General features: G+C 68.1%; 15 protein-coding genes and 1 pseudogene. 5 read left to right on the forward strand and 11 right to left on the reverse strand.

Annotated elements, in window-relative coordinates:
• Window positions 1-99: 99 nt before the first annotated feature.
• Together CV755_RS01970 and CV755_RS36600 are read right to left on the reverse strand one after the other, a co-directional pair.
• Window positions 100-1680, reverse strand: coding sequence for a TROVE domain-containing protein (locus tag CV755_RS01970; RefSeq protein WP_109278372.1), 1581 nt, complete (start codon window positions 1678-1680; stop codon window positions 100-102).
• A 586-nt stretch (window positions 1681-2266) separates the two neighbouring features.
• Window positions 2267-3367: a TerD family protein gene (locus CV755_RS36600; RefSeq protein ID WP_109278373.1), complete on the reverse strand. Its 1101-nt coding sequence runs from the start codon at window positions 3365-3367 to the stop codon at window positions 2267-2269.
• Between the two features lie 365 nt (window positions 3368-3732).
• Between CV755_RS36600 and CV755_RS01980 the strand changes: the two genes are divergently transcribed.
• Window positions 3733-4755 carry a Vgb family protein gene (locus CV755_RS01980; protein WP_109278374.1) on the forward strand — a complete coding sequence of 341 codons (1023 nt, stop codon included), beginning with the start codon at window positions 3733-3735 and terminating at the stop codon, window positions 4753-4755.
• 727 nt (window positions 4756-5482) lie between these two features.
• Here CV755_RS01980 and CV755_RS01985 read toward each other — a convergent pair.
• From CV755_RS01985 to CV755_RS34045, 3 genes are all read right to left on the reverse strand, one after another.
• Window positions 5483-5671, reverse strand: coding sequence for a hypothetical protein (locus CV755_RS01985; RefSeq protein WP_109278375.1), 189 nt, complete (start codon window positions 5669-5671; stop codon window positions 5483-5485).
• A gap of 104 nt (window positions 5672-5775) precedes the next feature.
• Window positions 5776-10353 carry a hypothetical protein gene (locus tag CV755_RS01990; RefSeq protein ID WP_153068555.1) on the reverse strand — a complete coding sequence of 1526 codons (4578 nt, stop codon included), beginning with the start codon at window positions 10351-10353 and terminating at the stop codon, window positions 5776-5778.
• A gap of 513 nt (window positions 10354-10866) precedes the next feature.
• The gene (locus CV755_RS34045; RefSeq protein WP_153068556.1) at window positions 10867-11061 is read right to left on the reverse strand and encodes a hypothetical protein; all 195 of its coding nucleotides are present in this window, start codon (window positions 11059-11061) and stop codon (window positions 10867-10869) included.
• A gap of 817 nt (window positions 11062-11878) precedes the next feature.
• On the opposite strand from CV755_RS34045, the gene CV755_RS02000 reads away from it, so the two are divergent.
• Window positions 11879-12346 carry a DUF6228 family protein gene (locus CV755_RS02000; protein WP_161968572.1) on the forward strand — a complete coding sequence of 156 codons (468 nt, stop codon included), beginning with the start codon at window positions 11879-11881 and terminating at the stop codon, window positions 12344-12346.
• A gap of 965 nt (window positions 12347-13311) precedes the next feature.
• Here CV755_RS02000 and CV755_RS02005 read toward each other — a convergent pair.
• Window positions 13312-13905 (reverse strand): TetR family transcriptional regulator, encoded by a 594-nt coding sequence (locus CV755_RS02005; RefSeq protein WP_109278378.1) that lies wholly within the window; start codon window positions 13903-13905, stop codon window positions 13312-13314.
• 94 nt (window positions 13906-13999) lie between these two features.
• On the opposite strand from CV755_RS02005, the gene CV755_RS02010 reads away from it, so the two are divergent.
• Entirely contained in the window at window positions 14000-14425 is a 426-nt protein-coding gene (locus CV755_RS02010) for a nuclear transport factor 2 family protein (RefSeq protein ID WP_109278379.1), read from the forward strand.
• Complete coding sequence (locus tag CV755_RS02015) at window positions 14422-15270, forward strand: NmrA family NAD(P)-binding protein (protein WP_109278380.1); 849 nt, start codon at window positions 14422-14424, stop codon at window positions 15268-15270. Before CV755_RS02010 ends, CV755_RS02015 begins: the two co-directional genes overlap by 4 nt.
• Window positions 15271-15448: 178 nt before the next feature.
• Here the strand turns inward: CV755_RS02015 and pth are convergent, their stop codons facing one another.
• Window positions 15449-16045 (reverse strand): aminoacyl-tRNA hydrolase, encoded by a 597-nt coding sequence (gene pth / locus CV755_RS02020; protein ID WP_109278381.1) that lies wholly within the window; start codon window positions 16043-16045, stop codon window positions 15449-15451.
• A gap of 195 nt (window positions 16046-16240) precedes the next feature.
• Window positions 16241-17774, reverse strand: a pseudogene (locus CV755_RS02025) (AMP-binding protein).
• A gap of 436 nt (window positions 17775-18210) precedes the next feature.
• On the opposite strand from CV755_RS02025, the gene CV755_RS02030 reads away from it, so the two are divergent.
• A complete protein-coding gene (locus tag CV755_RS02030) occupies window positions 18211-18894 on the forward strand; it encodes a lipoprotein (protein ID WP_109278382.1) in 684 nt (227 codons plus the stop codon).
• Window positions 18895-19097: 203 nt separating this feature from the next.
• On the opposite strand, the gene CV755_RS02035 is transcribed toward CV755_RS02030, so the two are convergent.
• The 3 genes from CV755_RS02035 to CV755_RS02045 form a co-directional block, all read right to left on the reverse strand.
• Window positions 19098-19568 carry an SRPBCC family protein gene (locus tag CV755_RS02035; RefSeq protein ID WP_109278383.1) on the reverse strand — a complete coding sequence of 157 codons (471 nt, stop codon included), beginning with the start codon at window positions 19566-19568 and terminating at the stop codon, window positions 19098-19100.
• Window positions 19569-19689: 121 nt separating this feature from the next.
• A complete protein-coding gene (locus CV755_RS02040) occupies window positions 19690-20370 on the reverse strand; it encodes an NAD(P)H-dependent oxidoreductase (RefSeq protein ID WP_109278384.1) in 681 nt (226 codons plus the stop codon).
• Window positions 20371-20404: 34 nt separating this feature from the next.
• Window positions 20405-20761 (reverse strand): ArsR/SmtB family transcription factor, encoded by a 357-nt coding sequence (locus tag CV755_RS02045; protein ID WP_109278687.1) that lies wholly within the window; start codon window positions 20759-20761, stop codon window positions 20405-20407.
• Between the last annotated feature and the right edge of the window lie 67 nt (window positions 20762-20828).

Below are 20828 nucleotides of genomic sequence, written 5' to 3' on the forward strand. Positions count from 1 at the left end.
GCCGCGGCCCGGGCGCCTCCGCTCCGACGGCCTGCCACGGGGCGCTCAACTCACCGCCGCACGGCAGTCGTTGGCATCCGGAGGCCGACGCGTTCGTACTCAGCGCTCCCAGGGCCAGCGGGCGTTCCGCCCGCTCTCCAGCAGCGGCACCATCCGGAACGCGGCGTCGCCGAGCCCGCCGAAGGTGTGCCGGTTGGCCGAACCCGAGGGGCCATGGCCGGGCCGGTGGCCGGCCAGATTCCAGGTATAGACCGGGATGTCCGCCGGGACCTGCTCGGTGGGATCGCCCGCGTAGTGATGGGCGGCCTGTTCATCGGTGACGATCAGGACCCGGTCATGACCTCGGTAGTGCCGGCGCACCGCCTCGGTGGTGTCGGTGCCGCCGAGGTTGCCGAAGCGTTCCAGCACCTTGAGGACGGACTCGCCCTTGCGGTAGCTCACCGGGGCGCTGGAGGTGCCGAACTGGACCAGGTCGGCCTCGGCGGCCCGGACGGCCACGGCGGTGCCGAAGATGGCGGCCGCGTCGGCGCGGTTGAGCTGGGACCGGTCGGACAGCGGTGACCACATGGAGCCGGAGCGGTCGATCAGGATCAGGGTACGGCCGGGCAACGCGGGCACATTGGCCAGCGAGTGGCCGAGGGCCCGTTCCAGCGGGTAGGCCCAGCGCAAGGAAGCAGCGTGCTGATAGGCGGCCAGATAGCGGAAGGGGAACTGCCGGGACCGGGCGACCTCCTCCGGATCGGATATCCGGGCGGCCACCTGCTCGGCGGCCCGGTCGCCGACGCCGGCCTGGTCGAAGTTGCGCAGGTTACGGACCAGGGCCATGGTGCCCATGGACGGAATGACGGCCTCCCAGACCGCCGCGTCCATCGGGCCCTGCAGCCAGCCCGCCAGCGCCTCCCAGGTCATACCCGCCTCGGCCAGCCGCTCCGCGCCGCCGGGACCGGTGACCAGGGCGCGGCGTTCCCCGGCGGGCACGGCCATCAGCGCCCGGTGCGCGGTGAGGGTGCGGTCGGAGGCGGGCGGCAGGGCGTTGTCCGGATTGTGGCGGCGGTCCAGGGCGTACTGGAACAGCTCTCCCTGCCACGGCTTGTCCGGGTGGGGCGTGGGGTGGACAAGGTTGAGTACATCCCCGAAGCGATAACTCTTGGACGCGGTGTCGTACTTGAGCAGATTGCGTCCGGTGTAGAGCCGCCGTACGGCATCGGCGATGCCCCGCTTGACCGGCTTCGGGACATTCCGGCCATAGGTGGAGACCCAGTAGGCCAGCATTTCGCCGGGCTCATCGGCGCGGCGCAGTACGGAGTCGATGACCTGGCGGTTGGTGGGGCCCTCGGTGGCACCGGCGTCGAGACGGGCCTTGACATATTCGGCGGCGCCGACCAGGGAGGCGGTGCGCATCTGTCCGTCGCCGCGCAGCCATTCCAGCAGACCCGCGGTCCAGGCGGCGTCCTGGACGGCAAGCTTGCGGACGAGTCCGGCGAACCGCTCATCACGACCGGTGCCGCTCTCGTGATAGGTCTGCTGCGAAACGAAGTTGGCGACCGCGAGCAGGAACAGCTCGGAGCGGTCGTCCCGCTGGTAGCCCTGGCCGCCGAGGTGGGTACGGGTGCGCCCGGTGGTGGTCACGGGCGAGGCGGGACGGACCGCCTTGGGCGTACGGCTGTTGAAGCGCGCCATATGAGTTCCCCCAAATCCATTGGGGAAGCACGGCGGGGGCGTCCGAGAACAGGGACTGGCGACGGTACACACAACAACGGCCGCTCTGCCTGGCTGAGCTGCACCGGCCCAAAGCCGGGACGGGATTCGAACCCGCGCCTGCCGTCCCCAGGAAGTAACCGTCACCGGCACACCGGACGCCCCGGTGCCGCGCCTCCCGAGTTCAAAGCGGCCACGGCATGGAATTCGGTCATTAACGAAGTAGCCGTGGCCCGCGCACCGGGAGGTGCGTAAAACCAGCGTCCAGAGATCGAGGCGGCGGAACCAACATGGTGCTCTGTCCCCTGAGCTACGCCGGCCTGTGTGCCGGCGGCGGGATTCGAACCCGCGACCTCCCGATTACGAGTCGAAGTAGGTCCTGCCTTCGCACCTGGACGCGGATCACTCTAGGAGGGCGGGCGGGCGGACCGCCAAGGGTTTTTCCGTACACGGGTTTTCCGTGCAGGGGTTCTTCCGTCGGCCGGCCGGCCCCTGACCGACGGCACGGGGCCGCCTCAAGGGAGGCGGCCGCCGAGGCACCCCGCCCAGAAACCGTCAGACACCGCGCCTAGTCATCGCTCAGCGCCTCATCCAGCAGGGCACCGCCCACCAGACCGGCCGCACCGGCGCCGAGGAGCGCCCCCGTCCCGAACCGGCGTCCCTGCTGGCCCTGTTGGCCCGGCCCCACGCCGGGCTGCTGCGGATAGCCCTGCTGCACCGGCGGCTGGTGATTCGCCGGAGGGGCGTAGAAGGGCGGCGTGGTGGTCCGGACCCGCTGCGCACAGCTGGGGCATGCCTCGACCGGCCGGGAGACGCCCCACTGCGGTGACCACACCGCCGAGTCGGTGCCCGGCCCATGGCTGGGGTCGAAGAAGCAGCCGGCGGGCGCATTCACCGGTGCCTGCTGGGGCGGATACGGCGCGGGGGCGCCCGGCATCATGGGCGCGGCGGCGAGCGTGGGCGCGGACGCGATCGCGGGAGCGGATGCCAGGGTGGGGGCGTGCCCTGCCGGGGCCTGCGCCGGAGATACGGGCGCGGCAGGCGCGGACCGAACGGTGGGCGCGGACGGAGCTGTGGGCGCCGGTGCCGCGGGCGTGCTCTCCCGCAGAACGTCAACACCGTAATCGGTGGCTATGCCGGCGAGCCCGGAGGCGTATCCCTGGCCGATCGCCCGGAACTTCCACTCGGCACCATGGCGGTAGAGCTCACCGAAAACCATCGCGGTCTCGGCGGCCGCGGCGTCCTTGAGGTCGAAGCGGGCCAGCTCGGTGCCGCCGTGCTGGTCGATCACCCGGATATGCGCTCCGGCGAGCTGTCCGAAGTTCTGCCCGCGCTGAGCGGCCTCGTAGATGGAGACCGGGAAGACGATCCGTGCCACCTCGGCGGGCACCCGGGTGAGATCGACCTGTATCTGCTCATTGTCCCCACCGGTACCGCCGGTTCCGGTGTGCACCACCGAACCATCGGGGCTGCGGAGGTTGTTGAAGAACACGAAGTGCTGATCGGAGAGCACCTTGCCACTCGCATCGCAGAGCAATGCGCTGGCGTCGAGATCGAAGCCGGCGCCCCCGGCCCCAACCTGCCATCCCAGCCCGACCGTCACGGCGGTCAGACCATGCGCCTGCTTCGACAGCGACACATTGCCGCCCTTGGGTAGGGCCACGCCCATCGACGTCCTCCTGAACTCACGCGTTTTCACTGCTGCACTGCGAGAACGTGGCCCGGAGGCCGACAGTTCCCGGCTTGCGCACGAGAACGAGGAGGGAATGCGCGGAGCTTCGGTTGCTCGCAACGGCGGGCTACCCGAACTCGCCACGGCGGGCTTACCCGAAAGGGTGAATCAGCCCGGATCCGTCCACAGCGGCCCGGACGCGCCGCTTTCCTGGTTCCGTTGACGAGGCGACGCGCGCTGGGGGGAGCCGCTTGGACCGCCGCACATTTCAGAGCCGTTTACTCGCACTGGGCGGCCTGACCATGGCCGGATCACTATGGGGGGTGCCTCGGGGAGCGGCAGCAGGTCGGGAGCCTACGCAAGTGCCCTGCCGGCGGCCGGTGGTGGAGTACCAGCTGCCATTGGCCGAAGAGACACATGAGATCGTCAAACTGCCCGGCGCACCAATGGTGTTGGTGTCCCAGATGTCCAATAGCCGTCTGGTGAAGCTGCGTCTGGATCCGCGCACCGAGCGGGTAACGGGCATCAAGGACTTTCCCCTTGGCCCGCCGGACGCCCACTTGCATGGGCTGGCGGTGTCCGCACGGCACCCCGGAAGGATCTGGGCCACCCACGAGGGCGGGAACCGGCTGCTCCTGGTGGACCCGCGGGCGGATGCGCTGGACGCCGCACCCCGGGTGGAAAGGGAGTTGGCCATTCCAGGGGGTGGCCAAGGGCCGCACTATGTCGCCGAGCACGGCGACACGTTGTGGGTGACCCTGAAGGGCAGCAACCAGGTTCTGGCCCTGGACCAGTCGCGTCCGGCGCGTCATCGCCTCTTCGAGGCGAAGCCCCAGCCCATCTTCGCGGCGCGGCATCCGGTCAGCGGGGACTTCTACATCAGCCAGGACAGTGCCAGTTCCCTGCTCCGGATCGACCCGGGGAGCGGGCGTACCTGGCAACTGCCGATCCCGGCGGAGCGGGGCAGCACGCCGGTCGGGCTGGTCAGCGGACCCGGCGGCGTCTGGGTGGTGCTGCTCGGCACATCCCGCGCGGGGAGCGGCACCTTCGGCCGCATCGACGGGGACGGACGCATCACCTGGTACCGGCTGCGTGATCCGCGGGGGCATTCGGCGGGGCTGCTGCATCTGGCCTTCGGCCGGCCGGGGGCGGCACCCGGCCTCTGGCTGCTGGGGTCGTCGATCGTCGCCGACCGGGCACGGGATCTCATCGTCCGGGTGCGGTTCGACCCTTCGTGGACAAGAGTCCTCGGCGAGGAGTACGCGATGCTCCCCACCCAGCACTGCAAGGCGCACCGGCTGCTGCCGCTGCGGCGTGGCGTATTCGCCACCGAGCTCACGACCGCCAGGGTGGCACGGCTGAGCGTTCCGGAGGTGTGCCGCTGACGCCGCGATTGCCCGCTCCCCAGCCGTCCCCGTCCCGATGGAGGCGGTCGGGGTGGAGCCGCGCTCGTCGGCCGTGCCGGATTTCTGCCGGACCCATCGTTCACCGGCCGCTGGTTGACTCACCGCACGGTCGCCCCCACGCACGCGGCCCGGCGTGTGGTGGAGCGGGCGGGAGTGGCCTCACTTCCCCAACGCCATGAGGGCACCTACCTGTTGAGCGTGGCGCCCCTGCCGCCCGGCTGACGGACACCATGGAGAGCGCACGCGCCTGATGCGACAGCGGGCCGCCTGAAAAGGGCGAGCGTGTGGCTCAACCCGAACTCGGTCGTAGAAGCCATGTCGCCAGGCTCCGAGCCGGCCCGGAAAGACGGCCGCCAAGGCTCGCCCGTCGGCGGAGGTTGCGGAACCGGGGCGATATTGGGAGATCCGAGTACCCCAAGCCCCTCCCGTGTCTCAACTCGGTAACCGCAACTTCGAAGTGGCTGCAGCAGGTCAGCCGTACGTGTCCTGTACCTGTGGTGGCGGCCGCTGGAGTGACCCTTTCCAGCCAGTGCGGCAGGCCCCGTAGACCAACAGTGCTGCCAGGGATGCTCGCTCGCCGGTCGGCACCTCACCCGGTCATGCCCCTTTGACGGTGAAGCCGTACTCCACATAAGTGCTTGTCCAGGAAAGCGGAACGACCCTTACTGGATGCGGCCCCGACGTATCGCACAACCGACGGCGACGGTCAGCCCGCCGCCCGTCTGGCATCGATCGTCCCCCCGATGACCAGCAGGACGGCGGGCAGGACGATCAGCAGGAAGGCCATGGTCCAGCCCATCCTCTTCGTCGTCCGGCGCGCGACCTTCCTGCACAACACGATCACCAACCACAGGTAGAGGAAAGCGCCGAGGAAGGCCATGTACAGGAAACCCACGAGGAATTCTCCTTGTGAACGAAAAAAGGGGGAGGGAGGCTGGCCCATGCGGTCCGGTCCCCCTCCCCTCGGCGTGATGCTAAATCACCTGCCGCGCCTCCCGGCTACCGGGTGAGGTTGACATCGAACTCCTTTTCCGGCTCGTCGCAGTGCACCACCTTGCCGGGCCGGTTCCCGGGCCCGTCACCGAAGATCGGAACCGGTGCGTTCACGCCCCACGGGTTGCCTCCGTTGCCCCGCGTGCCCACACCGCACCAGGCGTAGGCATTGCCATTGGGCGCGGTGCCGGGGAAGTTGGAGAAGTTCTTCCAGTCCCCGCCGCTGATCCGCTGGCTGGACGGATAGCCGAGGTTGTCCGTCATGCGGTCGTCGACGTACAGGTAGAGGTCGGGCATGTAGGACTGGTAGACGATGCCGTTGGACGGGTGCGCGTCGTCGTTCTCCAGGTAGTGCGTCGGCTTGATGGACCCGTCGGCGCAGAAGGCGGCGGCGATGTCCTGCCAGATGGGCGGCGCGTTGCCGATCATGGAGCCCCACATGCTGTTGTTCCAGGAGCCGCTGTTCTTGAAGAACATCGAGTAGACGTCCCCGGCGAACCGCCGCACCGCAGAGTTCGTTTCCGTGTTGGACTTGACCGCGTCCGCCCACGCCTTGACATTGTCGTTGATCGACTGGTGCCCGAGCATGGCCCGGTAGCCGTGCACACCGCCGCCGATGGCGCGGAAGTCCACGCACTGCTTGGCGTCGTCGAGACGCGCGGCACGGAAGTGCGGGAAGTACGCCTGACCCGGGGTATCCCCGTCCTCATAGGGGTGGGAGATCTTGAAGTCGCCGTACTCCAGCGCGTCCTGTGTGCTGTAGTCGATGTCCGGCGCGGGAATGCCGTAGTCCGCCTCGATCGCCTTCATGATCTTGGTGACGAAGTAGGGCAGGTGGGCGTTGCCGACCCGGGCGCGGTAGTCCGACCCCACGCTGCCGTCGACGATCTTCCCATCCTCGCCGACCACGAAGGTTACGCTCACATCGGACTTGATCTTGTAGCTGTTCGGGTCCTTGTACGCTTCGGAAGCCGGCTTGGACGGGTCGGGACGCTCGTTGGCCATGGCCATCCACCTCGGGATCGACATCGCCGGGGCGGAGCCGTCGGCGTTCGGCTTCCAGCCGCCCGCCTTGATGTCCTTCGCCCACTGCTCGGCCGCGTCATAGGTCTTCTGGCCCGTGCACTCGCTCACAGCCTTGGCGTCATTGCACCGCGCCTGGTATGTCAGACCAAATGCCTCGACTCCATTGCCGTTGTTGTCCCACAGCTGGGCCCGCTCCGCAAGCCCCAAACCCCAGTCGTAGAGCGACTTCATCGACCGCACAGGGGTTTCGAGCTGATTCACCGGCCAGTTCGAGTTCAGCTCCTGGTTCGGGTCGAAGACCGCGGCGGCGGTCAGCGACCGCTGGACGAACTTGCCCTTGATCGGCTTGAACGCCACGGAGTTCCAGGCGATGTCCTGGTCGGCGGTGCCGTCCTTCGTATAGTTCGTCAGCTTCACCTTGGGCGTGGAGCTGAACTTGTAGGCACCGAGCGGCACCCACTTGCCATTGTTCGCGTCCTGGTCCACGACCCGCTCGTACGGACCGCCGACGGCTCCGTCGATGACGTACTTGGCGCGCCGGGTCTGCGCCCCGGTGTCGGGGATGTACGCATAGACCGCGGCGAGGTCGTAGGACTTGCCCGCCGTCCACTCGCCCTCGAGCGTCATCCGGTTGCCGTCGCCGCCGAGGTGGTCGTCGTTACGGGTGTGGGTGTACCAGAAGTGGCCTCCGTGGCCGCCACCGACCGAATGCAGATCGGCCTTCGCCTCGTAGTGCTTGTCCCAGTCGGGGTAGAAGGTGAACTCGAACTTGCCTGTGGACGACGCCTTCCCGCACTCCGACCAGGTCTCCGTGCCAGCCGGGATCGAGGCGACGACGTCGGCGCCGTCCGGAGCGCCACCGCACGCCGGCTGGCCGTTCTTCAGCCGGTAGCCGCGGCCGGGCTCGGCGCGGAGCGTCTTGTACTTGATGCTCTCGTTGCCGCACGAGTCCTTGCAGTCCGGCTTCCAGGTGACGTTGTCCTGGGTCCACCAGAACTGCCGATAGCACGCCTCGTTGGGGCAGTCGATCGGCTTGCCGGCGTTGCAGCCGTTGTTGCTGTTGCAGAAGGTGTCCAGCGGCGGGCTGACGCGGGAGCGGCTCTCGGGAGTGAGCCACCAGGCGGGCATGAAGCCCGCGGTGGCGTAGCCGGACTCACCCTTCCACCCCTGCTTGCCGTCCGTGTCGTAGGAGAAACCGGTGTCGATGGACCAGGCGGCCCAACCCATCACCTTCTCCTCGTACGGCCAGAACTGCGGGTGCGCCGCGTCGGCGATGTGTTCCCTGCCCAGGGAAGTGTCCATGAACGGGTGGTCCCAGGCGCCCTCCTTGTACATGGGATTCGCCGGGTTGTTGTACCAGCCCAGGCCCCAGTGCCCGCCGTTCTTGCCGGCCTCGGACCTGGGGTTGAAACCGAGGTTGTAGTTCCAGACGGCGGTGAACCAGTTCTCCACGCGGGACGGGTCGTCGTTGTTGACCGTGATCCGCTGCCCGTCCGTGTGGACCTCGTTCCACTTGTCGGCGAGGATCTTCATGGAGGCGGCGACGTTGGTGGCGTAGTCGATCGCGATGATCTCCTGGAGCTTCGGGTCGAGGCTCGTCTCGAGCTTCTGGCCCGTCACCTTGTCCGTCTTCTCATGCCCCTTCAGACGCATGCCGTCCGTGACCTGGCCGACGCCGTAACCGCAGTCGGATTTATCCCAGTTGATGCGCCAGTAGCCGAGCAGGGTGTCCTTGGTGCTATGGCCGTAGTAGCCGTCCACAGCGGCCAGCGGGTTGCCCATCTGACCCGGGATCGAACCGGACTCGGCCTGCCACAGGTTGGACTCCTGGGCCAGGATGCCGAGGAGGACGTTGGCGGGGATCTGCCCGCCACCGTTCAGCGAGGGGCGGGGGAACAACCCCTGCGGATCGACCGTCCCCAGCCCGGCCTGGTCGCGGTAGCCGCCCTGGCGGAGCCAGTTGCCGCGCAGCTGCCCGCGCACGGCCATGTCCACTGCCCACTCGACCTGGTTCGGCGTCGGCTGCAACGCCTGAACGCTCATGTCGTTGCGGGAGACCGAGCACCAGCGGTCGGTGTCGGTCGGATCGTGCGAGACGGGCGCGTCGACGGGCCCGCCCGCCTTCACCGAGGCGGGCATCAGCGTACGCGGCTTGGTGCCGCCGGTCAGCGCGGGCGAGAGACCCGCCTTGAGACGCGGCTGCGCCGAGGTCACCCGCTGCTCGACCTTGTCCCCCGTCGTCGTGACGGTCGAGGTGACGGTCAGAGTGGTGTCGGCGTCCGCCGCCCCGGGAGCCTTCCCGGAACGGGCACGCACGCCTGCCTCCGGCTCGTCCGCCTTGACAAAGCCCTTCCCGCCGCCCTTGATGCGGGTCAGTCCGGCGCGGACGCCGGGGGTGAGCACAGGGTCGACGGCGAGGCGGCCGAGGGAGGAGACGTCGGTGTCGGCCGGCGCGTCGATCCTGGTGATCCCGCTCCCCTCCACCTTGACGTCCTTGGGATGGCCGGTGAGGAAGGTGCGGCCCTGCGCACCGGTTACGAGGTCGAGGTCACCGAGTGCACCGGTGGCTACTGTGCGCGGTGCGCCATGTCCGGTGTACACCTTTGCCTGCGCGGTCTTCGTGCCCTTGCGGTCCACGAAGCCGATCCGGCCGTCGGCCATGGGACGGATGTCGAAGGGAACGCTGTCGCCCTTGGCGAGCCGGCGGGTCTTCCCCTCACCGTCGATCCGGACGAGGTCGCCGCCGAGGCCTGCGACGACCCCGTCCTTCGCCGGAGCTGCCGACGACACCTGCCCGCGCAGCTCACCCGTCTTCATGACCGTCCTGCCGGACGTGTCCACGGTGATCACCCGCGACTTCGTCTGCGACGCGTCGTTCATGTCGCGGTACTGGGTGAAGGCGGCGGTGTGCGTGGTGGTGTTGCAGGTGGGGTCGAAATAGGCGAGCGTGGCCGTGAACGGCAGCTTCGTCACCGTACCCGTCGTGGTGTTCACGATCGCCGTGAACGCGCCGCCCTGCATCAGGTCGGGCTTGTTGGTGAACGCACGCGGGGCGTACACGGCGGCGACGTGCGAGTCGTCCATGACGCACTGGTTGCCGATCCATGTATCGGCCGGCATCCCCGGCTCATTGAGGACGGCGGCGGTCTTCCACGCGTAGGCCTGGCCCGATTCCGCGGCGAGGATCCGCAGGCCGGCGGAGTCCGCCGCGGCGGTGACGGCCTGGTCCTTCGACGTTTGCCAGTTCTTCCCGAGGTGCTTGTCAGGATCGGCGACCTGCCCCGAACCGGCCGGTTCCACAGTTGACTTGGGCCTGCCCGGCGGGGCGTCCGGTATGGCGTGCGCCGCGGTGCCCTGTATCAGCCCGGTCAGGACAGCGGCGGCCACAAGCCCCGCGATCCCGGTGCGGGCCGGTCTTAATGTTTTCAACTCGCTTACATCCTCTGTGCGTTGGCAGCCGACGGAGAAGGGCGGAGAACCCCAGGTGACGCCGGCGCGAATGATGGGCGCGCCACGAGGCGCCCAAATAGAAGATCTCGGCCATCGTAAGCAGCACATAAACTCAGGGCACAACCCCTATGTTTTGCGGCCACAGTTGATGCCCTGACGCAGAGAAACAGGGCCGATAAAGGCAATTCCGGGCATGACGGAAAGGACCGGCCCACCCCGCGCGCACGGTGGTGGCCGGCCTCTCGGCTGGGAAGCGTGACCCTTCGGGACTACCTGCGCGTCGGCGGGCTCCACCGATCGGCCGCGACGGCCGGGTATGCCATCGACCCCTGACCCACGAGCCCGATTCCCCCGAGCACAACATCGCGAGCACGAATCAAGCGCGCCATGGATCCCCACCCCTGAACTCAAAAGATCACCGGCGGGCTCCTCGTGGCGGAGGCCGCAGCATGCTGATCAATGTAAAGGCCGACTAAGTCCGCTGTCCAGCAGACCGTAACCGCCCCGGCCCGCGGCAATCTCCGCCGGAAGAGGACCAGTTGTGGAACGTCGAATTCCCCAGGAGCAAAGGGTTACCCCTGTTACCTGCAGGTACAGAGGGAGCCTCTCTTCATGGAGCCGCTACAGCGACGGCAGGCCGCCGTCGTTGAAATGGAGGCCGTTGCTCCCCTCCAGTCGCCGTTGCCAAACGGCGGGCTGGGCCTCCCGGTGTTCTTCGCCGACGGGCCCGTCAAGATGTCCTGCGCCTCGGGCGTCCTTGTCGCCGGAGCCGTTGATGTCCATCAGCAGCACCGCTGGCGGCTCGCGTGCCGTCACGTCCGCCTCTCCCCTCTCGGCCGGTGCGGGGCCTCCCTTCTCGCCGACCCGGGTCGCCTACCGCCGGGGGTTCGCGGCAGGCGGGCGCCAATGGGGAAAATGGTGCGCGCCCCGGCCGCTCCGCTACCTTCCTTGCCGGGGTATTCCGCAATGTAGCCAGTGCATACATGAGTTGGGAGCCATGAGTCGTCGTGGACCGGCCGGACGGCATGATGCCGCCCAGGATGGGGATATCCGGCTATGAAGGTGGACCGCTCGCCCATCGGCCGGAGCTGCTGGAAGAGCCCCTCTTCGAGCCGGCCATCTGTCCTCGTGCCCACAGAGCGAGGACTCCGAAGAGCTGCTCTTCGGGGCGGACTTCGACGCGGCCGAGGCTAGCACCGAGAGTTGCCGGGCGGTCGGGATGGCCCAGTCTGAGCCGTCGGCTGCTGTATGCAACGGCCTGCGGGCGGAAGCACGGCCTCCCCCAGCCGACTCCTCTTGCTGCTGCCCTCGTCGGGAGACGACGCTGTACCGGGCAGCGCCGTACCTCGTCTCGTGGCTGCCCTTTCCGTACGCACCGTCGTCGAAGCCTCCGACGAACTCTCCGCCGCCCTCGCCGAAGTCCAGGGCCCGACGGGGCCCTGCACCTGGACCACTGTGAAGGGGGGCCGCGTGCACAACGGCACGCACTCCTACCGGGAACCCGTCCATCACCTTCGCTCTCAGCACTCAGCAGCAGGCCAGGGTGTCAACTGCGCTCATAACCTGGGCCGTTCGTGGATTCTTGGGTTCCGAGGTCGCCGCGGCGGAGCCTTCGTGATCTACCGTTTGACCGATGAGTTGCCAGGACACCCATCTCGACATGTCAAGCCCCGTCACCGTCAGTTGCCGGGACAACCACTCCGTCAGCGTGCGGCTGTGTGACCCTTCCCGGCCTGACGAGGAACGCGTGCACTACGCCGTCGAGGCTCAGGCACCGGGGCGGGCCCTTCGCGTTGACCAGGTGGTCGCCTGGAACTGGGGCGCTGACGGCCTGGTGCCCTTCCTGGAGGGACTGGCGACCGACTACCGCGGCTGGGACGGTCAGTGGGAGTGGCGGACCGACAACCGTGATCTCACCATCAGCGCGGCCTTCCGCTCTGGCGGCCACGTCGGGCTGACCTGGACCCTTCGCCCGTGGAGAAGCGCGGCCGGCGGTTGGGAGGCATCCCTCACGACCTGGATCGAGGCCGGCGAGCAGATGTCCGCCCTTGCCGCGGACATCCGGCACTTCCTTACACAGCAGGACGGCAGCCGCGGCTGATCCGCAGCTTATCTGGACTCGCACCGGCCCCGCCTCTGGCACGGGTCCCCTACCTCCAGCCCGTATCAGCCACGGCAGCCCGGCCGATCCAGGTGACAGTGCCAGCGGCATGCTCGGGCTGCGCTGACACCGCGCAGGCATTGCTCTGGGACGCCGGTCCGCGTCGTGCTCACCGGACCCAACCCGCCTCGGCTGGCGCATCCGGCTTCTCGACCTGGTGGCACTGCTCTTCGTCGAGGGCATCGTCGCGACGGCCTGGACCGGCGGGCCGGTCGGCCGGTAGTGCGGGCGGATACCGGCCAGCGTCGGTACCGTGCTTACCACAGGCACCTTTCGTGAGACGCGGTTGGTTCTCCGGCCGCCATCGACCACCGGTGCGGTTCAGCCGGCCGGTCCCGTACATCGCGGAGCAAACTGCTGTGCTCGCACGGGACTCTTCCTACACTGAGCCGAGACGTTTTGGTGTGAATTACCGGTAAGCCACAGTGCGTTGGCGCCGGTCGGTTCGCCTGGTTGCTGCCGGAAGGACAGCCGCCATTGGGCCGACCCGGCCTGTCGTTTCGGTGGTGGGGACCGCCAGCCGGCGTCACACCAGTCCGAGGAAGCCTTCGGCCAACTGCTTGAGGTGCACCGACTGCACGTGTCCCACACAATGCGCAGCACCTCCGCCGGGCCGTCCCAAGGCAGGTCCATAGTGGCGGTATCCCCGCGTGTTCGGCGGCGGGTGGTTGTGCCGCCGGTGGTGGCACTGCAGTGCGTGCCGAGGGCAGGGGCGACAGAGCCACGGGCTGGCCGGGCCCTATCGGCGCATGCGTAACGCCGTTGCCAGGGGCGGCCGCACTCTCGCGGGTCTCGACGTCCAGGACCGGGCCGGTCGCGGCCTCGGCCATGACCGTCGTCCGCCGTTGACGCTCGTTTCCGCCTTACACCTGGCGGCTTCCGCCGGGGCATCGACCTCCGGCCGCCTATCCCGGCAACACCCCAGCACCCAGCACCCTCCTAACGAACTCCGCCAAATCCGCCCGCAGTTGCTCACGAGGCACCCGCTCCTGACCGGCCAAGTGCTCAACCAAGTCGGCACGAGTGGCGGCCAGCAGCGCATGGGCGGTGAAGTCGCCACCCATGAAACCCGGGATCCCTTCCACCATCGCCCGTAGCAGCGCATGCCAGCGTTCATAGTGCTCAGCCAGGTAAGGGCTGCCGCCGCCCGCGCCTTCCAGGGCCAGTGCGAGGCGGCGGTTGTCGAGCTTGAAGCACAGCAGGGCGTCGAGCACGGCTGGTATCCGCTCAAGCGGCGGGGTGCCGGGCCCGAGGGGTGGCGGGCCGGCCTCCACGGAGTTTCCGAGCGGTTCCAGCCGCGCCTGGTACAGCGCTCGGATCAGTCCATTGCGGTCGCCGAAGGCACGGAAGAGCGTCCCCTTGCCCACCCCGGCCGCTGCCGCCACATCGGCCATGGTGACGTCCTCGGGGCTCGCACAGCGAGCGTAGAGGTCGTCGGCGGCCGCAAGTACCGCCGCCCGGTTACGGGTTGCGTCCTTGCGAGGTTTGCGTTCGGGCACGCGATTCCTCCTATTGCGAAGCGGACCCGCGGTCCGTATCTTTCAACCGGACCCTAGGTCCGGATTTTACGATGCGGAGAAGGACGGCCTGCTCATGCCCATACATTCGTCACCGGCGGACCTCTACCGCCACAGCCTCCAACTGCTGTTGGACAAGGACATCCCCGCCTGGGTCGGCCTTTGGGCCGAGGATGGGGTCCTGGAGTTCCCCTTCGCCCCCGCAGGCTGGCCCGGCCGCCTGGAGGGCAAGGAGGCCATCGCCGCCTATGTGCGCCACTATCCGGAACATATCGACCTGCACGACTTCCCCGAGGTCCGCATCCACCAGACCACCGACCCGGAGGGGATAGTGGTCGAAATGCGTGGTGTGGGACGACTGGTGAAGACCGGCGATCCCTTCGATATGCGCTATATCGCCGTGGTGACGGTTCAGCATGGGCGCATCACCTCCTACCGCGACTACTGGAACCCACTCGCCGTCCAGCAGCCCGGCACCGACTTCACCGGGAGCGCCCGATGACCACCACCGGCACCACTCTGGTCATCGGCGCCACCGGCACCACGGGCAGCCGGACCGCCGCCCGGCTGACCGCCGCCGGCCACCGCGTCAAAGCCGCCGGCCGGCACGCCGCCACGGTCCCGGGTGCGGAGCCGGTCCGCTTCGACTGGTACGCCCCCGCCACCCACACCGACGCCCTTGACGGAGCCGACCGCGTCTACCTGATACCGCCGTTGGGCGACTCCGACCCGGCCGCGGTCATGCTGCCCTTCCTTCGACGGGCCCGCGCCGCGGGCGTACGCCGCGCGGTACTCCTCAGCTCCTCGGCCGTAGCCGAGGGCGGGCCGGCAGTGGGAGCGGTGCACCAGGCCCTGCCCGGACTGTTCGACGAATGGGCGGTGCTGCGGCCTTCCTGGTTTATGCAGAACTTCACCGGCAACCATGCGCATGCCGTCGGCATCCGGGAAAGCGGCACCATCCTGACCGCCACCGGGAACGGCCGCATCGGCTTTGTCGATGCCGATGACATCGCCGCTGTCGCCGTCCGGGCCCTCACCGATGGTTCCGCCCCCAACACCGACCTTGTTCTCACCGGGCCGCAGGCGCTCAGCTATGACGAGGTCGCCGCAATCATGACCGAGGCAACCAACAAGCCCGTAGTCCACCGGCGTATCACCCATGCCCGGCTGCGAGATCGGCTCACGGCCCATATGCCCATGGAATTCGCCGGGTTGCTGGCCGATATGGACCGCGCCATCGCCGAGGGGGCCGAGGACCGTACCACCGATACCGTCCAGCGCCTCACCGGCCGCCCGCCACACGACCTCCGCGCGGTCCTCAAAAGGGAGTTGGCCCTCGGCGGATAGCTCGCGGCGGCGCTGCGCCCCGAGCAGTGGCGCCACCCAGCGCCCGGGCACGTGATCACCATGCCTGAGGCCCGGCCCTTTGCCGGGCGGGCCGCCATCACTTCACCGAGGTCGCGCCGCCTCGCTCAAAAGCCGGTACCGGACGGGAAGTCGCCGCCCGGCGCCGGTGCGGCCGCCCTCATTCCTCCCCTGCTCCCGGTGCGCTGTGCAACTCGGTTTGCGTCTTGTCCAGTCCCCGCACCACAAGGGCCTCAATGGCATCCGCGCACCGGTCCAGAACCGCGGGCAGTGCGGATCGCTCCGGTTCCGGGAACTTCCGCAGGACGTATTTCCCGGTCTGCTGTCCCTTCGGTGGACGTCCAAGGCCGAAGCGGAGCCGGGTGTAATGCCGAGTTCCCAGCGCCTCGGTCACCGAACGCACACCATTGTGCCCGCCCGCGCCACCGCCACGCTTTATCCGGACGGCGCCGAAACGGAACGCCAGGTCGTCATGCACAACCGCGAGCCGCTCCACCGGAACGTCATAAGTCCGCAGGACGGAAGCCACAGGATTGCCCGACAGGTTGATGAACCACTGCGGCTTCACCAGGATTACCCGCCTGCCATCGATATCGATCTCCGCCAGCCGGCACTTGGTGCCGTACCACCTGAACTCCGCTCCATGGCGCCGGGCCAGGCGGTCAATGACCAGAAACCCTGCGTTGTGCCGCGTCTTTGTGAACCACGGCCCTGGATTTCCGAGACCTGCTATCACCCAGCGTTCCTCAGACGTCACAGCGCCGAACCCTCTCCGTCCTACCGGCTTGTACACGGCATGCTATCCGGCGAATGCCCTCGGATTTCGGCTCGGCCGAACCGCCATTCGGCGCCGGGCGGCCGCACCGACCCCGGGGACCGCTCATCTCGGCCCCGTACGGCACCGCCGCCGCGGCATACGGAAGCGGGGGCGGCTCCCCGCCCCCGCGACCGGTCACACCGCCGACTCCTCAACCCGCCGCCGCAGCAGCTTCTTGTCCGGCTTCCCGGCGTCGGTCAGCGGCAGCGCCGCAACGAAGTGGATGCGGTACGGCTCGTACATCGCCCCGCACCGCTCGCGGACCAGGGCCCGGAGCCCGTCCGCGGAGACATCCGCACCGGGGGCCGTCACCACCGCGGCATGGACGCGCTCCATGTTGTCGGCGTCACGGACACCGAACACCGCGCTCTGCCGGACCTCCGGGTGGGAGTTGAGCACATCCTCGAGTTCCGTGGTGTACACATGACCGCCCACCACGATGATCATGTCCTTGAGGCGATCGACGACGGTCAGATAGCCCTCCTCGTCCAGGAACCCGATGTCACCGGTGCGCAGCCAGCCGTCCCGCAACACCTCGGCCGTCAGGGCGGGTTGCTTCCAGTATCCCTGCATCACCCGCGGCGAGCGCACACAGATCTCACCGTGCTCGCCGGTGGGCAGGTCACGGCCGGCCTCGTCCCGTATCGCCACCTCCACCTCGGCCAGCACCTTGCCCGCGCTGCGCAGCCGCTCGGGCCGTTCCAGGTCGTGGTCCTCGGGCAGGAGGACGCTGATGCCACCCGCCTCGTTCTGGCCGTAGAACTGAAGGAGGACGGGGCCGAGACGCCGCACGGCGTCGGCGATCCGCACCGGTGACGCCTGGCAGCCGCCGTAGAGGAGACGGCGGAGGCTGGAGGTGTCGGCGCGGGCGGCGTCCGGGTGGTCCAGGAGCTCATAGAGCAGCGGCGGAAGGAGGAACAGAATCCGTGATGCGCTCGCGTTCGATGGTCGCGAGGACGGTGGCCGCGTCGAAGTCCTCCAGCAGGACCAGGGTGCCGCCCAGGCGGAGGGTGCTGTCCGCGAGGAAACCCGCGGCATGGGCGATGGTGGTGCAGACCAGTTGGCGGGGTGTGTACTCCCCGTCCCCCTTGATGGAGTGCGCCATCCCCAGCTGCTCATAGGTGCTGCAAATGCCCTTGGGGTGACCGGTGGTGCCACCGGTGTGCCGGATACCGGCTATGTCCTCCGGCCGGGCAAGAGTGGGGAAAGGGTCCGCGGGGAATCCGGCGGCCAACTCCAGCAGGTCTTTGCCGGACTTGGCGGGCCCGAGCACCAAGACCTTCTCCGCCGGGGCGATTTGCGTCACCTCGGCCGCGCGGTCCGCGAGGCGCGGATCGACGATGAGCGCATGGGTCTCCACGTCCCGCACTATGGCGGCCTGAACCTCGGGCGAGAGCTTGTTGTAGAGATGGTTGACCCGGCAGCCCAGCAGATTGGCCGCGTACCGCGCGGCGATGATCTCGGGCAGGTTCCCGCTCAGGAGGGTAACGGTGTTGCCGCGGCCTATGCCCTCGGACTGCATTGCCCTCGCCATCCGGTGGACGAGCGCACGGAACTCCCCCACCGTGATGTGGCGCCCCTCGTGGATCAGCGCCTCACGCCCGGGGTCGTCACCCATGCCGGCGAGGTTCTCCTCCACGTAGCCGAGGACAGCCGTGGTGTCAGTCATGTCTACCCTTCGCTATATAATTGCCTTAGGCATCCATACCTTATGATGCCCGTCCCGATCGACAACTCCAAGTCGCCGCCTTCCTGCTGAGCCCCGGACAGCGTCAACGCCCGGGTGCCACTGGATCACCCCGGTGAGTGCGCACGGCCGGCCGCCTTCCGGGCGCGTGGAAGCGGACAGTTCCACGCGTGTGCAGCAAGGGAGTTGACGATCCATCGGCTGCAGCGCCGGAGCAGCGGGACTCTGGCTTCAACCGACGCCACTCAAGCGACGGTCGGGGCAAGGCACTTGACCGGGCGCCGGCCGAAATGAGCCACCGACCGGTGAATCCAGGACATGCGGCGCTGTCAGCACGGTGTGCAAAATTATCGTTTTGAGCATCCCGCCCACATGGCTATAGGTTTGCCGGGCTGTCCCGAATGACCCAGGAAGGCTTATGCGCAAGATTGCTTCGAGTGCGGCATCCGCCATGCTCGCCATCGGTGTGCTCACCGGCTGCTCGTCCGCTGACCACAAGAGCGGCGACGCACCCAGGGCGGCCGGGACCTCGGCCGGTACGGTGAAGGAGAGCACCAAGCCTTCCGAAACCGCGGCCGGAAAGGCCGCCAAGTCCGGGCAGGGTCTCAAGGATGGCAGGATCGGCGATGCCGGGACCGCCTGTGTGCTTCCTGTGTCCTTCGAGGCGCCGAAGGGGTGGAAGTTCACCGGCTTCACGGATGAGGACAGTGAGCTTCTCAGCAAGCTGTCCGGGCATCGGTCGGTCAAGGGCGCTTGCGAACTCTCCGCAAGCTCCACTGGCGTGATCGGCTTTATACGGATCTACACCACGGACCGGCCGGAGAAGTCGCCCCGTCAGGTGCTCGAGGATTTCGTCGCCGAGGAGAAGCGCGTCAGCGGCCCCGAGTACAGCGAGACCAAGCTCGGTGATCTGCCCGCGGCAGAGGTCGTCTATACGCAGCAGAACATTCTCACGGACAAACCGCAGCAGCGACGGGGTGTCGCGGTCAAGACCGCAAAGGGCCTGACGGTGCTGCACCTTGAAGGGGCCGAGAGCGATGACTCAAAGGTGATGATCCCGGCCTACGAGACCGCCAAGAAGACGATGCGGCCCGCCGCCTGAGAGGGTGTGGTGCGATCGCGGGCGCAGCCGGGAGCAGCGCACAGGCAAGCGCCCATGCCCGCGTTCGGCACGGCTACCTCGCCGTCGCCCCGGTCAAGGTAGCCGTCCGCCTCTCGTGGCCCGGCGCAAGCGCTGCCGTAGGCCGGGCCAATCACCTACCGGCGGAAGGAAGTTCACCATGCCGCCGGAGAGCGACAACAGTGTCAGGCCGGTCGGCCTCCCGGCCTGATGCGGCCACGCCAGCCACCCGTTTCGCCGCCTCGCTTCTCGATGTACTCCTTGAAGCGCCGCATATCGCCCTTCACCCGGCGGTCGATTGTGCCGGTGAGGTCGGCGGCCTTTTCGGCGACTCCGCTCGGTTCCACGTCCATCACCAGTTCCACCCGGGTGTGCGCGTCATCAACCCGCCGGAAGGACACCATGCCCTTCTGCCGGGTGTCGCCACCGATGGTTCGCCAGGTGATCCGCTCGTCGGGGAGCTGATCAACGATTTCGGTGTCGAATTCCCGCTGCACCCCGCCGATCTTGGTGATCCAGTGGTTGTGACGGTCGTCGATCTGCCGGACGTTTTCGACCCCCTCCATAAAGTTCGGAAACTCCTCGAACTGTGTCCACTGGTTGTAGGCGGTACGGACGGGCACGTCCACGTCTACAGCTTCTTTCACCGTGGTCATCAGGGGCTCCTCGCTTTGGTCGCACAGCGCGGCGACTCGGCGGCCGCGCTCGGCTTACTCCTTCGGGTACCCCTTTGCGCTCACTTATGCAGGCTCGCTCCGGCCCGCTCCGTTCCGGAGATCAGCGTGCGGCGGTCCGGGGCTCCGCCACGGCGAGCGTGACCGACTCCCTGACCTTCTCCAGCGCCTCCGCCCGCTCCTGGTCGGTCATGCGGACCGGCCCATAGGTGACCACCGGGTCGAGGACCTGGTAGCCGACGAACTCCAGCATGCCGCGGCGGATATGGAACAGGAAGTCGTCCATCGCGCCCAGGGTGCCATCGGCCTGGAAAGCCTCGCTGGACCCGCCGGTGGTGAGCAGCAGCATCGCTCGCTTTCCGGCGAGGGCCGCGTCATCGAAGTATCCGTAGTCCCCGCCGAAGACGCCGCCCATCACAAACACCCGGTCCACCCAACCCTTGAGAATGGCGGGCAGCGAGAACCACCACAGCGGGAACGACAGCACCAGCAGATCGGCGGCGAACAGCCGGTCGAGATGGCCCTTGACGGCCTCGTCGAGCGTCCCGTCCTTGATCGCGCGCATCTGCTCGACCTGCGGCTTGAAGTAGCCTTCCACCGGCGCGAATTCCTCCCGGCCGAGCACCGGGGCCCAGGCTTCGGAGTAGAGATCGAGGACATCGACTCGGTACCCCGCGTCGCGCAGGGCCTGCGCGGCGGTGGTCATCTGGGCGGTGTTGAAGGAGTGGGGCTCCGGGTGGGCGTGGACGATCAGGGCCGTGGGAGCAGCATCGAAGGTCGGCATGAGAAGATCATATCGACGTATTGCGATGTGTCAATCAGAGAGTGCTGCCGATCACTCGTGCCAGCTGCGCCAGCCGCTCCCCGTCCCGCCGGTAGTGGGTCCACTTGCCCACCCGGGTGGGGCGCACCAGTCCCGCCCGTTCGAGCGTGCTCATATAGCTGGAGACGGTTGACTGCGCGAGCCCCGACTTCGCCTGGATATGCGTGACGCACACACCGACCGACTGGCGGTCCGCGATCGGCTCATACTCACTGAAATGCGTATCGGGGTCCTTCAGCCACTGCATGATCTGCAAACGGGCAGGGTTGCCAAGGGCCTTGAAGACCTCGATCAGGTCATCCGCGCCCGAACCCGAGCCCGCTGCCGACTCCGACTCGGATCCCGCCGCCATCGCGGCCATGAGCCACCTCTCTCACCAGATACTCCGACACACCAACATATCGCGATATCCGGCCGGC

The sequence above is a fragment of the Streptomyces orinoci genome (genome assembly GCF_003121295.1).
Classification (GTDB): Bacteria; Actinomycetota; Actinomycetes; order Streptomycetales; family Streptomycetaceae; genus Streptomyces; species Streptomyces orinoci.